This window comes from Chryseobacterium lactis (genome assembly GCF_003815875.1).
GTDB classification, from domain to species: Bacteria; Bacteroidota; Bacteroidia; order Flavobacteriales; family Weeksellaceae; genus Chryseobacterium; species Chryseobacterium lactis.
On record NZ_CP033924.1, the window covers coordinates 3,350,455 to 3,367,152 of the forward strand.

The 16,698-nt window shown below is 36.5% G+C and carries 13 protein-coding genes; 9 read left to right on the forward strand and 4 right to left on the reverse strand.

The features are described from left to right. Positions 1-279 precede the first annotated feature (279 nt). Positions 280-1,584, forward strand: a complete 1,305-nt coding sequence (gene argH / locus EG342_RS14835; RefSeq protein WP_103293402.1) for an argininosuccinate lyase — start codon at positions 280-282, stop codon at positions 1,582-1,584. A 382-nt stretch (positions 1,585-1,966) separates the two neighbouring features. On the opposite strand, the gene EG342_RS14840 is transcribed toward argH, so the two are convergent. Next, a complete protein-coding gene (locus tag EG342_RS14840; protein WP_103293401.1) occupies positions 1,967-2,428 on the reverse strand; it encodes an Lrp/AsnC family transcriptional regulator in 462 nt (153 codons plus the stop codon). Between the two features lie 240 nt (positions 2,429-2,668). Between EG342_RS14840 and EG342_RS14845 the strand changes: the two genes are divergently transcribed. From EG342_RS14845 to EG342_RS14870, 6 genes are all read left to right on the forward strand, one after another. After that, entirely contained in the window at positions 2,669-3,559 is an 891-nt protein-coding gene (locus EG342_RS14845; RefSeq protein WP_103293400.1) for an aspartate carbamoyltransferase catalytic subunit, read from the forward strand. A 191-nt stretch (positions 3,560-3,750) separates the two neighbouring features. After that, positions 3,751-4,827 carry a carbamoyl phosphate synthase small subunit gene (locus tag EG342_RS14850; protein WP_103293399.1) on the forward strand — a complete coding sequence of 359 codons (1,077 nt, stop codon included), beginning with the start codon at positions 3,751-3,753 and terminating at the stop codon, positions 4,825-4,827. Between the two features lie 165 nt (positions 4,828-4,992). After that, positions 4,993-8,175, forward strand: coding sequence for a carbamoyl-phosphate synthase large subunit (gene carB, locus EG342_RS14855; RefSeq protein WP_103293398.1), 3,183 nt, complete (start codon positions 4,993-4,995; stop codon positions 8,173-8,175). Between the two features lie 223 nt (positions 8,176-8,398). Further along, positions 8,399-9,235, forward strand: a complete 837-nt coding sequence (locus tag EG342_RS14860) for a hypothetical protein (protein WP_103293397.1) — start codon at positions 8,399-8,401, stop codon at positions 9,233-9,235. A 57-nt stretch (positions 9,236-9,292) separates the two neighbouring features. Further along, positions 9,293-10,117, forward strand: a complete 825-nt coding sequence (locus EG342_RS14865; protein ID WP_221408185.1) for a carboxylesterase family protein — start codon at positions 9,293-9,295, stop codon at positions 10,115-10,117. Between the two features lie 11 nt (positions 10,118-10,128). After that, entirely contained in the window at positions 10,129-10,554 is a 426-nt protein-coding gene (locus EG342_RS14870; protein WP_103293396.1) for a DUF1801 domain-containing protein, read from the forward strand. A gap of 28 nt (positions 10,555-10,582) precedes the next feature. Here EG342_RS14870 and EG342_RS14875 read toward each other — a convergent pair whose 3' ends face one another. From EG342_RS14875 to EG342_RS14885, 3 genes are all read right to left on the reverse strand, one after another. Next, positions 10,583-11,737 carry an AraC family transcriptional regulator gene (locus EG342_RS14875; RefSeq protein WP_103293395.1) on the reverse strand — a complete coding sequence of 385 codons (1,155 nt, stop codon included), beginning with the start codon at positions 11,735-11,737 and terminating at the stop codon, positions 10,583-10,585. A 104-nt stretch (positions 11,738-11,841) separates the two neighbouring features. Then, positions 11,842-12,408, reverse strand: a complete 567-nt coding sequence (locus tag EG342_RS14880; RefSeq protein WP_123868105.1) for a hypothetical protein — start codon at positions 12,406-12,408, stop codon at positions 11,842-11,844. A gap of 8 nt (positions 12,409-12,416) precedes the next feature. After that, positions 12,417-13,211, reverse strand: a complete 795-nt coding sequence (locus EG342_RS14885) for an alpha/beta hydrolase (RefSeq protein WP_103293393.1) — start codon at positions 13,209-13,211, stop codon at positions 12,417-12,419. A 407-nt stretch (positions 13,212-13,618) separates the two neighbouring features. Here EG342_RS14885 and EG342_RS14890 point away from each other — a divergent pair, with 407 nt between their 5' ends. Together EG342_RS14890 and EG342_RS14895 are read left to right on the forward strand one after the other, a co-directional pair. Beyond that, positions 13,619-14,119 carry a hypothetical protein gene (locus tag EG342_RS14890; RefSeq protein WP_103293392.1) on the forward strand — a complete coding sequence of 167 codons (501 nt, stop codon included), beginning with the start codon at positions 13,619-13,621 and terminating at the stop codon, positions 14,117-14,119. A 230-nt stretch (positions 14,120-14,349) separates the two neighbouring features. Beyond that, positions 14,350-16,539, forward strand: a complete 2,190-nt coding sequence (locus tag EG342_RS14895; RefSeq protein ID WP_103293391.1) for a TonB-dependent siderophore receptor — start codon at positions 14,350-14,352, stop codon at positions 16,537-16,539. The last annotated feature ends 159 nt before the right edge of the window (positions 16,540-16,698 follow it).

The window sequence follows — 16,698 nt, forward strand, 5'->3', positions numbered from 1 at the left end:
CTGAAATCCAAATTCAGACTTCCGGTTAAGATATGTTTTGACCTTGCTCAGCAGGCACAAAGTTTAAGTTTTTAATAAGGATTTATGCAAAAAGAAAATTAGAAATGAAAGCTTTACTAAGGAAATGTTTTTTTATAGTTAATAGTAATAAGGAATGCTTTGCTGGGCATGTCAAAACCAATCGGTTATTTTAAATCAAATTATTATAAAATCGCCATAAACGCAATTTTTCGGTAAATGAAAACTGCAATTAAAGATGGCTGTTAAAAAAGATTATATATGAAAAAGATATGGCAGAAGGACGACCTTGCCACCAATATATTAGTAACTCAATTCACGGTCGGGAAAGACCTTGATTTTGATGAGCGTCTGGCAAAATACGATGTAAAAGGCTCAATGGCCCATTGTAAAATGCTGGCAGAAAGCGGGATTATCTCAAATGAAGAATCAGACCAGATGCTGTCTGTTTTACATATTATTTTAGAAAAAATTGAAAACGGAAGTTTTGAAATTGATAAAGAAGCTGAGGATATCCATTCTCAGGTAGAAGCGATCTTGATTGAAGAATTAGGAGATACAGGAAAGAAAATTCATACCGCAAGATCAAGAAATGATCAGGTTCTATTGGATATTAAACTGTATTTATTGGATGAAATCCGTGAAATAACGGCATTAACGGATGAGTTTTTCCAGATTTTAATTCAACTGGCAGATCAGCATAAAAATGTTCTGCTTCCGGGATATACGCATTTGCAGATTGCAATGCCTTCCTCTTTCGGATTGTGGTTCGGAGCCTATGCAGAAGCTTTGTTGGATGATGTGGAAATGCTGTTTTCAACAAAAAATATCATTAATAAAAATCCTTTGGGATCAGCAGCAGGCTATGGTTCATCTTTTCCGATCAATCGTGAGAGTACAACGTACAACTTAGGATTTCAGTCGATGAATTATAACTCGGTCTATGCTCAGATGACTCGTGGAAAGTCCGAGAAGTTACTGGCAATGGCCATGGCAACTTTAGCTGGAACACTTGGCAAATTTGCGTACGATGTTTGTCTGTATTTAAATCAAAATTTTGATTTCATCAGTTTTCCAAAAGAGTTTACAACGGGAAGTAGCATCATGCCACACAAGAAAAATCCTGATATTTTTGAATTGGTTCGTGCGCGATGCAACAGAATACAGTCGCTTCCGAATGAGCTTATTTTGCTTACAAATAACCTTCCGTCAGGATATCACAGAGACGTACAACTGACCAAGGAAATTCTCTTCCCTGCTATTGATTCGTTAAAGGAATGTCTGGAAATCTTAAGCTATACTTTACCTAATATCCAGGTAAAAGACGGAATTCTTGAAGACGAAAAGTATAAGTATCTGTTTAGTGTAGAGAAGATCAATGAGGAAGTGAAAAACGGAAGTTCTTTCCGTGATGCATATGTAAAAGTAGGACAGGAGATTGAAAACAATGAATTTGAATTCGAGCCGGGCGCTTTGAATCATTCACACCAGGGAAGTATAGGAAACCTTTGCCTGGATAAAATAGAATACCAGTTCAATAAACTGAAGAATAAATTATTGGGTTAAAATTAAAACCATTAAGATAATAAAACACTTAGGCTGAAGTTGCGAAGTCTTTAAAATACTTTTAGCTACTGCCTTGCATTCGTTTGTAAATCCTTAATCTTAAAAAATCTTAACGGCTTAAGTGATCTTAATGGTTTGATTTTATTCCGCTCTTTGACTTTGATGATTGATTTCTGAAACGATTGAGTATCGTTGAAAATTGAGATTGAATATACTGACCAAAATTTTCTCGGAGATAAAACCTTTGCGCCTTAAAGCATAAGTTTAGTACGTTCTTTTACGTCTTTGTGTTTTATAACAAAAATTTCGTTGTAATTCGCTTGCGAATTTTCTTAGCTATCCCTAATAGCTTAACGATTCTTACTAGTTTAAAATAAAAAGATTACTCCAGATCAATTTTGAATTTAGTAGATTTTTTAACCTCATGAAGCACAATAGAACTGTGGTATTGTCCGATATTAGGAAGATTGGAAATTACGCTTACAGCAAATTCATTATAGGAATTAATATCCTTTGCGATAATTTTCAACATATAATCATATTCGCCCGAAAGGCTGGTTATTTCCTGAACTTCATCGTATTTGGAAATGTTTTTCTCAAAAGTCTCCAATACTTTTTTGGATTGTTCTTTCAGACGAACATTACAGTAAACAATAATATTCAAACCCAGTTTTTCACGGTTTAAAAGCCCTACATACTTCTCAATAATTCCCTGTTTCTCCAATTGTTTGATCCTTTCATACGTAGGAGTGAAGGTAAGACCTATCTTTTCGGATATTTCCTTAACTGATAATGTAGAGTCTTCCTGAATAATGCTGAGAATCATTTTGTCTTTTAAATCCATAGAACTGATTTGAATGGTAACAAAAATATTAATTTTAAATGAGAATAAGGAAATACTGACGTTTTTAATTTATTTCAAACTTTGTTTTTGGAGGTTCATAAAATTTTTGTATCTTTGCACCTAATGAATAAAAAAGCATTTATATCATTAGATTTACCAGGCGAAAGCGCCCTTTACGATATTTATTGTTATTAGCGAAGATTGTTGTCTTCGCTTTTTTTATGCCCAAAAATAAGAATTATGTTTACGATTACAGAACTAAGCACCGAGAGAATCAACAGTATACTGACAGAAGCATTAGCTTTTGCAAACGGAAAAACTGCTAAAATTGAAGGAGAAGTTTTTTGCTCAAACCTTTTCTTCGAAGACAGCACAAGAACAAAGACAAGTTTTGATCTTGCAGAAAGAAAACTGGGACTTCAGGTAGTTCCTTTTGATGCATCACACAGTTCGGTAAATAAAGGAGAAAGTCTTTATGATACAGTGAAGACTATCGAAAGTATAGGAGTAAACCTGGTAGTGATCCGTGACAAAAAGGACAGATATTTTGAAGAACTAAAAAATATAACGATTCCTGTAATCAATGGAGGAGACGGAACAGGAAATCATCCTTCACAATGTATGCTGGATTTACTGACGATCTATCAGGAGTTTGGAAAGTTTGAAGGGTTAAAAGTAGGAATTGTAGGAGATGTAAAGCACAGTCGTGTTGCCAATTCAAATGCAGAGGCATTAAGAAGATTAGGCGCTAAAGTATACTTCTCAGGACCCGAACAATGGTTTGATGAAGGAGCTTTAATCAACGGAACCTATCTTTCGGTAGATGAATTGACCGCTGAAGTAGATGTCCTGATGTTATTAAGAATCCAGCACGAAAGACACGATTCTGCCATGAGCTTTACCGCTTCGGAATACCATAAAAGATATGGCCTGACCAAAGAAAGAGAGAAAGCAATGAAAAAAGAAGCAATCATCATGCACCCGGCACCGATCAACAGAGGAGTGGAAATAGATTCTGATCTGGTGGAATGCGAAAGATCAAGAGTCTTCAAGCAAATGCAAAACGGAGTCTTCGCAAGAATGGCCATTCTGAAAGAAGCGCTGGAAGAAAAAGGATTCGCCTTTAAATAAGAGCCAAGTTAAAAGGTAGTGAGCTCCGTAGGAGCGACCTGATAATAGCCATGAGGTATACAACCCTCAAAGATTATATAAGCCCCGAAGGGGCGACCTATTAATAACCATGGGTGAAACCCTTGGGAATAATAAAAAAAGAGCCTCGTAGAGGCGACCTGTTAATAAAAAAGAAAATCTAAATAGAAAAAATGAAGAAAAAATTAATACTGGAGTCCGGTGAAGTGTTTCATGGAGAAGGTTTCGGAGCAGAATTGGAAACTGCAGGTGAAGTAGTTTTCAATACCGGAATGACAGGGTATCAGGAATTGATTTCTGACCCATCATATTGTGGCCAGATAGTTTGTATGACCTATCCGCTTATCGGGAATTATGGTATTAACCGTGATGATTATGAAAGTATTGAGCCGGCAATTAAAGGGCTTATCGTAAAAGAACTTTGCGATCTTCCTTCCAACTTCCGTACTCAGATTACTTTAGATGAATTATTTAAAAAGAAAAACCTTTCAGGAATTTCAGGAATCGATACGAGAAGACTGACAAGAATTCTTCGTAACTCCGGAGTTGTAAAGGGAAAAATCGTAAACGCTGATGCTGATGAGAATGCTGTAGCTTCAGAATTGAAGTCAACCAATTTCCCAACTAACCAGGTTGAAGAGGTGTCTACAAAAACACCTTACGCGAACCCAAACAGAGGCTTTAAAGTAGTTTTGGTAGATTTTGGAGCAAAATTGGGAATCATCAGAGAGTTGTCACAGAGAAATTGTGATATCATCGTAGTATCTCATGATACGACGGCTGAAGAAATCCTGTTGATGAATCCTGATGGAATCATGCTTTCAAATGGACCTGGTGACCCTGAAGATGTACCACACGCTTTAGATATGATCCGTGGATTATTAGGAAAAGTTCCGATCTTCGGAATCTGTTTAGGACACCAGTTGATTGGTCTGGCTTGTGGAGCAAAGACTTTCAAATTGAAATTCGGACACAGAGGAGGAAACCATCCGGTACTGGACTTAGAGAAAAACACAGTGGCTATCACTTCGCAAAACCATGGATATGCAGTAGACCAGGAAAGTTTGAAGGGAACAGACCTTATCGAAACGCATATCGCTTTGAATGACAGAACCAACGAAGGTCTGAAACATAAAATTCACCCTTGTTTCTCTGTTCAGTATCACCCTGAAGCAAGCCCGGGTCCTGAAGATGCAAACTATTTGTTTGATGAGTTCATTCAATTAATGGAGGACTTTAAAAATAAATAAGACGGCTTTTTGTCATTCTGAACAAAGCGACAGCGGAGTGAAGAATCTCAACAATAACAGGTTAGATTCCTACGGAATGACAAAATACAATATAGGTCTGATAAAGTAAAAACTACAAAGTTTAGGATCTTGACTCTTGATTCTTAACTCTAATTAAAAAGAAAAATGGCAAAACGTACAGATATAAAAACAATTTTAGTAATCGGTTCAGGACCTATCATCATTGGTCAGGCAGCTGAATTTGACTACGCAGGAACGCAGGCTTGTCTGTCTTTGAAAGAAGAAGGCTACAAGGTAATTTTGATCAACTCAAACCCTGCAACAATTATGACGGATGTAGAAATCGCAGATAAAGTATATATCGAGCCGATTTCATTACAGTTTGTAAGCCACATCATCAGAAAAGAGCGTCCCGATGCATTATTACCAACCTTGGGAGGGCAGACAGGATTGAATATGGCAGTTGAGTTGGAAAAATCAGGAATTCTTGAAGAATGCAAAGTGGAGGTATTAGGTACAACACTTTCTGCAATCAACAGAGCTGAAGACAGAGATCTTTTCCGTGAGTTGATGAGAGAATTGAACGAACCTGTTCCTGAATCTGATATCGTAAATACGGTGGAAGGAGCGCTTTCTTTCGCTGAGAATATCGGATATCCTGTGATCGTTCGTCCTGCCTTTACGATGGGAGGTACCGGAGGTGGTATCGCTTCTAATGAGGTTGAATTAAAAGAAATTGCTGAACTTGGGTTAAAATACAGCCCTGTTACACAATGTCTTATCGAAAAATCAATCGCAGGTTTCAAAGAGATTGAATACGAAGTAATGCGTGATGCAAACGACAACGCCATTGTGGTTTGTAACATGGAAAACATAGATCCGGTTGGAGTTCACACAGGAGATTCAATCGTAGTAGCGCCTTCTCAGACACTTTCAGACAGAGAGTATCAATTGTTGAGAAATGCTTCTTTAAAAATCATCAGAGCATTAGGAATTGAAGGTGGATGTAACGTACAGTTGGCATTAGACCCACATTCATTCGAATACTATATCATCGAGGTAAACCCTAGAGTTTCCCGATCATCAGCACTAGCAAGTAAGGCGACAGGATACCCGATTGCAAAAATCGCTGCGAAAATCGCTGTAGGATTGACGCTGGATGAAATTATGAATCCGGTAACTGGAAAAACATACGCATGTTTTGAGCCGGCTCTTGACTATGTAGTAACGAAATTCCCAAGATTCCCATTCGATAAATTCGAAACTGCAGACAGAAGACTTTCTACACAGATGAAAGCGACTGGTGAAGTAATGGCGATCGGAAGAAACCTTGAAGAATCTTTACAAAAAGCAATCCGTTCACTGGAAACAGGAATCAAGCATTTAGGATTAAAGACAAAACAAGCTCAGGCACTTACTGCTGAAGAAATCGAAAGAAGAATCAGAGTTTGTGATGATGAGAGATTATTCATCATAGGAGATGCTTTAAGAAGAGGATACGACTGGGAACAAATCGTAGAATGGAGCAAAATTGATAAGTTCTTCATCTGGAAACTAAAAAAATTAGTAGACTTCGAAAAAATTATCGCTGAAAATAAATTCGATAAAGAAACATTAATCGAGGCTAAGAGATTAGGTTTTGCAGATATCAATATCGCGGTCCTTTGGGATGTAAAAGAGCGTGAAGTTTTCAACTTCAGAAAAGAAAACGGAATAATGCCGGTTTACAAAATGGTAGACACGTGTGCCGCTGAGTTTGAATCTGAAACCCCTTACTTCTACGGAACTTACGAAGAAGAAAACGAAAGTGTTGTTTCAGACAAAGAAAAGATCATTGTACTGGGCTCAGGACCTATCAGAATCGGTCAGGGAGTTGAATTTGACTACGCGACAGTTCACTCGGTTTGGGCGATCAAAGAAATGGGTTACGAAGCAATTATCATCAACAATAACCCTGAAACAGTTTCTACAGACTTCTCAATCTCTGATAAACTATACTTCGAGCCATTAACGGAAGAAGATGTAATGAACATCATCGAGCTTGAAAAACCTAAAGGAGTAGTTGTACAGTTCGGAGGACAGACAGCGATCAACCTTGCAGATAAATTAGCTTCTCACGGAGTACAGATCTTAGGAACTTCGCTGGAAGATCTTGACAGAGCTGAAAACAGAGATAAATTCGAAAAAGCACTTCAGGAGATGGGAATTCCTCAGCCAAACGGAAGAACTTCCACTTCGAAAGAAGAAGCTATAAAAATTGCGAACGAAATCGGTTACCCGGTATTGGTTCGTCCAAGCTACGTTCTTGGAGGTAGAGCAATGGAAATTGTATATGCAGAAGCAGAACTGGCCCATTATATGGAAAATGCGGTAGATGCGAGCCCTGAACATCCTGTTTTGGTTGACAAATACATGGTTGGAAAGGAAATTGAAGTTGATGCAATCTGTGATGGTGAAACAGTAGTAATTCCAGGAATTATGGAACACATCGAAAGAGCGGGAGTTCACTCCGGAGACTCTATCGCAGTGTATCCACCACAGAATATTTCACAAAGCGAAATCGATACTTTAGTAGATTATACAAAAAGACTGGCAAAAGGATTGAAGGTGATCGGATTGATGAATATCCAGTACGTTCTTTTTGAAGGAAATGTTTATGTGATCGAAGTAAACCCACGTTCTTCAAGAACGGTTCCTTTCTTATCTAAAATCACAGAAGTTCCGATGGCGAACCTTGCTACAAAAGCAATTTTAGGACAAAAACTGAAAGATCTTGGATATAAAGATGGTTTAGTACCAAATAAAGAAGGCGTTTTTGTAAAAGTTCCTGTGTTCTCTTTCTCAAAACTAACGAAAGTGGATATCTCTCTAGGACCAGAAATGAAGTCTACAGGAGAGGTTATGGGGAAAGATACAACACTTGAAAAGGCACTTTATAAAGGATTGGTTGCAGCAGGAAGAAAAGTTCCGATGCATGGTTCTATCCTGTTTACTGTAGCAGACAAGCATAAGGAAGAAGCAGCTGATCTGGCAGCAAGATTCCATGAAGTAGGATTCAGAATCTGGGCGACGGAAGGAACTGCAAAATTCTTCGAACAAAAAGGAATTCCTTGTAAAATAGGATACAAAATCGGCGAAGAAAGTGTAAACCTTATCGACCTGATCCAGAAAGGAAAAGTTCAGTATGTAGTCAATACCACTACAAAAGGGAAGCAAGCTGAAAGAGACGGATTCCAGATCAGAAGAATGAGTGTGGAAAACGGTGTTCCTTGTTTAACTTCGATGGATACGGTAGAAGCCATTCTGAAAGTAATCGAAAGCATGAGCTTCAAAATGGAGACGATGTAATTTCGGATTAAAATATTTTTTACAACGCACCTTATTTTTTAGGGTGCGTTTTTTATTTTGTGGAATATTTAAACCTAACAGGTTTTTAAAACCTGTTAGGTTTTATACTTTGCAAAGCAACTTTAGGATAATTCAAATGTGTAGCTTCGTAAGTTTTTTACAGTTTATTTGATAAATTTGTATTAAACACATAATGTTTGAAACGTAATAACTTTTTTAACAGATGGACAAAAAAGCAATACAAATTTTACTTGAAACAATAAAAAAGGCCCAAACAGAAAGTTTAAGCGACTGGTTTTACTGGGATACCTACATACAATATATTTCCAAAGAAGATTTTGAATATGCAAAGAAACATTCGGTAATGTATGATCAAGAAAATGTCAGTCACGACGAAATTTGCAGAAGAATTAAAATAGCTGTTGCAAGGATTGATAAGCAAGACGTTGTGAATGCATTTCTTTATAGTTTAACCAAAAGACAATTAGAATACCGTTCTTTTTTGTCAAGTTATTGTATTGGAAAATCGTTACCGGAACATAGCTTTGCTGCAAGTCCGAAGCCTAATGAAGGAATTTGTGCCGTTTGTGGACTTCACACTTATGAATTTGAACAGCCGGTTGAATTCAATACCATCAATTATTTTAAATATAAAGACGGAGCTTGCTTTGATAATCTGATCCAGGTCTTGTTTGATCTCGAACAATTCCCGGAGCTTTCTGCTGTTAAACCAAACGAAAATGACCGCGAAATCCTGGATGAACTAAAAAAAATAATTGAAACGGCAGAATCTGACGATAGAATATCTAAACTTAAAAAGAAAATCTCTAAAACTTTCAAATCCAATGATGAAGAGCGGCAAGGAGTGCTGGAGATTTTAGGAGTCATTGGAATTTTACATGATGACCAACATTTTGGATATGCCGATCAGTACGCTACCTATCCGGACAGAGAGCAGAGACCGATAAGAAATGATGATGTCGGCTATCCTGCCAGATGGTGGCAGGGAAAGTTTGGAATTGATCAGGAAAAATGGGAGTATTGGTTTGGAAATAAATAATATGATATTTTCGGTCTTAAGTAGTATATTTCATTTTTGTTTAAACCTAATAATCCTATGAAAATTTATATTTTATTATTGATCTTAATTTTCAGTACAAATTCAGCTTTTGCCCAGAAAAAAGAATTCCGCGATGACAAAGTTGATACCTTAATGTTTGTCAACAACCGGAAAATAGTAAATAGTCTTAATACTGAGCCTTTCCTGAAAAAGATATTCTCAAAAGATAATTTACAAATCCCTTACAGGCTTTTAACTCCAAAAAATAATGTAAAGACTAAAAAATTTCCATTGGTTATTACGTTTCATAATTCAACCAGAATCGGAACGGATAACGAAAATCAACTCGAACCGTTTGCTAAAATCTGGTTAAGAGATGATATTTACAGCAAATATGAATGCTATGTTATAGCACCACAATTCAGTAAACGTTCTTCCAATTATGAGAATAATGCTGAAAATATACTGATTTCAAAACCATCAGATGAAGCTGTTGCAGTATTGGATTTAATAAAAAATGTAGAAAAGGAATATCCAAATATTGATAAGAATAGAATTTATTTAATAGGATATTCAATGGGAGCTTCAACAGCGCAGAACTTGATGAGTCTTCAACCTGATACTTTTGCTGCCGAAGTTTCTGTGGCAGCCGTTCCGGATCTTTCCCATCTTGAGAAAGTAAATAAGAAAAATATCTGGTTGATTCATGGTGCAAAGGATCAAGAAAATCCTTACGTCGGAAGTGTTGAGCTATTCAACAAACTTTCGTTAGATCCTAATGTGATTTTCACGACTTTCAATCATCTCAATCACAATAATATTGTTATTCCTTTTTTATTAACAGAAGAAATACCGAAATGGTTGTTTGGAAAACATAAATAAAAGAAAGTGGTATGAATATCCGGCAACAAATAGAAAACTACATTATCGCCCAACCAGAGCCCAAACGTAATGATATGCAGGGACTTCATGAGCGCATATTACAAATTCTACCCTCATGTAAATTATGGTTTCTGGATGGTAAAAACGAGCAAGGTAAATTGGTTTCCAATTCTAATATAGGATACGGCTCGTACCTCATAAAATATGCTGACGGCACAACCAAAGAATTCTACCGTATCGGGATCAGTGCCAATACAACCGGAATTTCAGTATATATTATGGGAATCAGCGATAAAAATTATCTGCCTCAAACTTATGGAAAAAGAATAGGTAAGGCAACCGTAACCGGATATTGCATCAAATTTAAAGCATTGAAAGAGATCAATATTGAAATTCTTGAAGATGCGATACAGTATGGTATTCAACCTGGATTTTAAACTCTTACAAAGATGTTAAACTATCTGGCTATTCTCCGGATGATATATCAATGGTAATATTCTTGGCATAAACACTCGGAGATATACCCGTGATTTTTTTAAAATTCCGGTTAAAACTGGTTTTAGAATTAAATCCACACTCAAAGGCCAGTGACAACAGGGTATATTGCCGGCTTTCGGGTTTTGATAGTAATTGTTTGAAAGCTTCTATCCTGAAAGTATTGATATAGTCATAAAAGTTTTTGCCTTCTTTTGAATTGATGACCTGTGAAAGAGTTCCCGGCGGAATGTTCAGCATTCCGGCCAGATCTCCTAAAGTGAGTTCAGGATCCTTATAAGATTCCTGTTCTTCCATTAAAACCACCAGTTGGGCTTGGATTTCAGAAGCCTTATCTTCATCCACTTTTGTTTTTTCATACTTAATGCGGTCCGCAGATGCTGCAATATGATCAGGTTCTTCCGATTGAACAGATGTTTCAAGAATTGTAGGAAGGAATACTTCGTGTGGTGATAATATATCTGAAAAAATTCCTGTCTGTCGGATTCCGAAATATCCGATAAAGAAGATAAATAATGCAACTGCAACATACAGAGCTTGTGCCGATTGGGTAAAAATCACAACGATCCAAATTACACCCATTCCCGAAATAAGATATCGCATCCAGTTAAGTGTAATTTTATCTGTGTTGGAAAATTGCCCCACAATATTCCGTTGATGTCTGTTAAGCAGGATTAGTGAAAGGATTACATACACAACACCTGAAATCATAATACAGGTAACCATCCCATGAAATAGAGGGGTGAAAGCTGATAATGCTGAGGTACTCGAGTGTACTTCAGGGAGTACAAAAGCCAATATAAATGCCACCAAAATAGCTGGAATAAAATGAAGCAGATAAAACCTTCTGTAACGCTGCTGCCCACTTAAAAATAAAATATACAGGTATAAAAAAGGACCATGAAGGAACGGTAACGGTAATTCCCATCCTACGAGTACCGGAGTTTTATATGCCAATCCTGAAGCGTACCATGCAATAAAGATCAAATGCACTAAGGCGAAAAAAAACCAAATGCTCAAAATTTTGTCTGCACCGGTTTTCTTCCGCTTACTGATCAACATGATGAAAAGAAAAAGCGAAATTGAAATTCCAGCTACGTAAATAAGTTGCCAGCCTGTTGCCATTATTATAACAAATCAAAAAGTAAAAGTAGTAAATAAAAGGCTGTAATAATTTTTTTTTGATAAACGAATCTCTGATCAGGAGGTTGTCATTGATCTGCTTTTTATTAATATAATTTAATGCCTATTCCCATTTCAAGATACACGAGATTCGTTAAAGTTCCTTGTGGATAATATTGAATAGGGCTTAATGGACAGTAAATTCTTGTATCAAATGTATATCTTTTTTTACCCAATGAAAATTCATACATCAGGCCATAATCCGCGACTGTACTGCGGGTACTCACTGTTATTTTATCCAGATCAGGATTTTCCATGGTTTCTTTAAAGGTGATATGTCTGATGCCTCCCAACACAAATAAGCTATGGCGTGCTTTTCTCCTTTTTCCATAGAGTGAATACCCTACGCCAAATTTTTGTGATAATGAATAATTATAATTGGTTGTGATATAGTCCGGCGTATTTTCGAATAACAAAAAGCTTAGCATTGAATGTGAAGCTATTGAAAATCTATGATCAAGCGAATGGAGAACCATAACTGATAGAGTAGGTTTTATCGGAGTCCCAGTTGCTCCGACGGCCGGTTTTATTTCAAAAGTTGATTTTTGTTTGGCAGAATCCTGAGCCTGCATACATGAGGCCGTGATAAAAAGAAAAGTAAATATTAGACGCATACTACATATTAATGTTGTTGAAAATAAAAGGAAATAGCCTCTCTGATATTCGGCTTTTTAGAACCAAGATGATCGAGTCCCTTAGCGATCTTATATTCCTGGGAAAAGCCTTTGTAATACCGATCCAGGATCTGTCGGAGTGCTTCTATAGGCGGTCGTATTCCGCCTTCTTCAACTTCACCCGCAGCTAGAAAGAATCTACCATTTCGGGTTTGGTTGGCGATTCTGTTTTTTTTTTCATTACTGAGAACAATCTGATCTCCTATCCAAAGTGACGGACTCAGACAGAGGTAGTTGCCAAAAATATCAGGATAATTGGTAAAACAATATACTCCGAATAAACCTCCGGCAGAATGCCCCAGAATTACCCGGTCTTCTCTGGAATCAGCAGCATGAAAGTCTTTTTCTAACTTGGGAATCAATTCATTATTAATCACCTTTACAAAGTCATCAGCAAGACCTTTTCCGTTCTTAAAAGGAACAGGAAGATAATCGTCCAGCCGGTCATTACCCCATCCGATTCCTACAACCAAAACATCATCACGATGAAAATTCTCTGACTGCTTTTGTACTTCCCTTGCCACAAAATCAAAATCCCATTTTGAATCCAAAACATAAATGGTTTTGTATTCCGAAGCGGAAGGATAATTTTTAGGTAATGCAACTTTTATATGATAATTACTTCCGTTAATAGCTGAGCTGAGTGTAAATTCTTTTACAGATTCTTTATCAAATTCGTTTTCCCGGCAAGCCGTTAAAAATAATAGTAACAGACTGAAACAAGCAATATAATATTTGTCCATGAGTTTTAGTTTTCAATTGTTATGATTTAATTATTAAAGGATAATGAGGCAAAAATACAGGTGTTATTTGACCCCTGCGCTCCATCTTATAAGGTGGTTCGTATTTTAAATTATTGTAAATCAATGAAGTGGATTTTGTCTGATCATCAGCCATAAGAGAATGTACAACCAAAATTCTTTTCCTTTTTTCTTCATTAATATTTTGAAAAATCGAAAGCTGAAAATGAATCAGGAGTTGTGAGAGATTTTCTGAAGATGATGGTATTTCGTTAAAAGAGATCCTGAAAAAACGGATTTTAAATTTAGGTTACTTTTTTGCCAATTTATTTATAAATTAGAGCGTTAAAATTCAAGCTGTTAATGCGATTTAAAAACTGATAAAAATTCCACCAAATTAAAATAAAACCATGGCAGAATATCATGCAAAATCAAACAATTCTTTATCTTTTGAAATTACAAAAGATGACCAATTGACAGGAAAGCTTACTTACAAAAGTTGGTTTACATTTAATGCCGAAATTGAAACTGCAGATCATCAGCACTATCAGATTGAACCAAAAGGTTTTTGGGGAACTACAATTGAATTGAAAGACAGAGAAAAAGTGCTCTTAAAGTTCAGAATGAACTGGAATGGAGAAATTGTAGTCCAAACCTATTTTAACGGAATAAAAAAAGGATATATTTTCAAACACAGAGGCATTTTTAAAGAATCATTTGTACTTACAGATCCGGAGGGAACTGAGCTTTTGGTTATAAAGCCAAATTTTAAATGGACCAGTTTAAATTACGAATATACCATCACCACCAGCGAACTTTTTGAAACAGATTATGATAAAGACCTTGTACTGATCAATGCTCTACATTGTGCTAATTACTATATGTCGATGATAATGTCCGCGGTAATATAAAAGAATGGTAAATTTTTCGGCTGGGACACGAATTATGAATCCCGAGAGAGCGAAGTAACCGAAAAATAGAAATAAAATATCATCATTTGATGAAATAAAGGGTTTTTGATTATTCAATAACCCTTTGTTTATGGGCTTTTTCGTAAAAATAGTTTTATGACTTCTATCATGTTTTTATTTAGAATTAATAAAAATAAAGTAATTTTGCGATACTAAGCTTAATTATAAAAATGAAAAAAACTATTATTTCTGCATCCTTATTAGCAGTTACCATGCTCAGTGCCCAGGAAAGTGATACTCTTAAAATTTCTGAAATTCAATCCGTATCGCTTCAGGGAACTCACAACTACAGAACCAAAAAATCAGAATCCGTGGCAAGGCTTCCCTTGGAAAACCTTGAAAATCCAACTGTCTATAACCTTGTTCCAAAGGAAATTATCAGCGAGATGAACGCTGTGGATTTCAATACTGCGATGGCTTCGGCTCCCGGAGTCGTCGTGAGCAACAGTGTAAACGACAGCGGGAATGATATTTTTATGAGAGGTTTCAGTTCGAATGCAACCTTCAGAAACGGGCTGATCCAAAACCCTAGAGTACAGGCCGAAATAGCCAATATTGAAAGGGTAGAAGTAATTAAAGGCCCCTCAGGAACCTTATTCGGCGGAACTCTCGCCAATTATGGCGGCGTAGTGAATGTAGTAACCAAAAAACCTCAGGAAAATTTTGGTGGAATCATCAATTATACCACCGGAAGCTGGGGAATGAACAGAATTACAGCAGATGTAAATACTCCGCTGAATAAAGAAAAAACAGCACTGGCAAGATTTAATGTAGCGGCGTATTCTCAGGATTCTTTTCAGGATGCGGGTTATAATAAAGGAGTATTTTTTTCAGGAAGTATTCTGTATAAAGTAAGCGATAGAACAACGGTAACTCTGGATACAGAATTTCATGCACCGGAAAAAACGCTGAACGCTTATGTGAGACAGTCTGAAAAATTGACCCTTCATTCCATGAAAGACCTAGCCGGAGCCCATGACAGATCATTTACCAGCAATGATATCGGTTCCAAGAGAACTAATTTTGTGACAATGGCTGAGGTAACCCATAAAATCAATGATCAATGGACTTCCCGAACTTCATATCAAAGAGGCGAGGCCAATGAAAATGAATCTGTATTTTTAGTTTTAAACTATTTAAATAATAATTCTGTAAGCAGAAGTATTCGTCCTTTTGACAGCTATAAAATAACCACGGACAACATTCAACAGAACTTTATCGGAGATTTTAAAATTGGAAAACTGAGAAACCGTTTGGTTGTAGGGGTAGATTACTTTCAGCAGACTAGTAAAAATCAATATCCAATGTTCAAGGTGGGTAATAATTCTTCATCAGTTTTTGCACCATATCCTTTAAATGGAGTATTTACCGACGATTATGGTACACCAAAAGGAAATGACATTGTCATGTTGGATGAAAGCTCACCCTGGACTTCTATATCAAGAGATGTCGTTAAAAGACTTCCCAGAAGCGGAACGATGTATGATATCAATAAGGTAAGTACATTCAGTGTATATGCTTCCGATGTTCTTAATATTACCGATAATCTATTGGTGATGGCAAGTTTAAGAATGGATAATTATAAAAACAATAATATTATTTCCAATGGAGTGGAAGGAAAAGGAAAATATACACAAACTCAATTTGCTCCTAAGTTGGGATTAGTCTATGAGATCGTTAAAAATGAAGTTTCCTTCTTTGCCAATTATGTAAATGGTTTTAAAAATGTGGCTCCAACAGTAGACCCGAGAGATACAAGCAGAAATACTTATATCGAATACAAACCGGAACAGGGAAATCAGTTTGAGGCAGGATTTAAACTGGACTTGTTGGGTAAGAAACTTCTTACAACAATAAGTTATTATAATATGAGGATCAAAAACCGTCTGATGCCGGATCCATCAGGTATTACCGGGCTTTATATTCAGGATGGGAATATTAAAAATCAGGGTTTTGAAATTGATCTAGTCGCCAATCCTGTTAAAGGATGGAATATTGTAGCCGGTTATGGTTATAACGACAACAAATATGATGACAGAAGTAAAGATGCAGGAAAAAGAAGTGCATGGTCACCTAAACATGTAGCGAATTTCTGGACGAGTTATAAAATTATGGATGGCGCCTATGAAGGATTAGGCTTTGGAGCAGGATTTAATTTTGTAGATAAAACATACATCAACATCACCAATCATTTTCTTGCTCCATCATACACAACTGTAGGTGCGACTGTTTTCTACGATAAAAAGAAATACAGAATCGGTCTGAAAATGAATAACGCATTGAACCAGATGTACTGGAACTTCTACGGACAGCCACAAAAACCCAGAGAAATCCTGGCCAACTTCGCATTCAAATTTTAATAAAAAAACAAAAACTATTTCAAAATATAGGTAGTTGTTGGAAAACGCAGAGGCATAAAGAAATTGGCTTTTGATGATTTTTTTAAGCCTTGAAGCGGTTTGTATATTAAATCCATTGCGCTGTTGCGTTTTCCAACAACTCTATTGATAGATGATCTG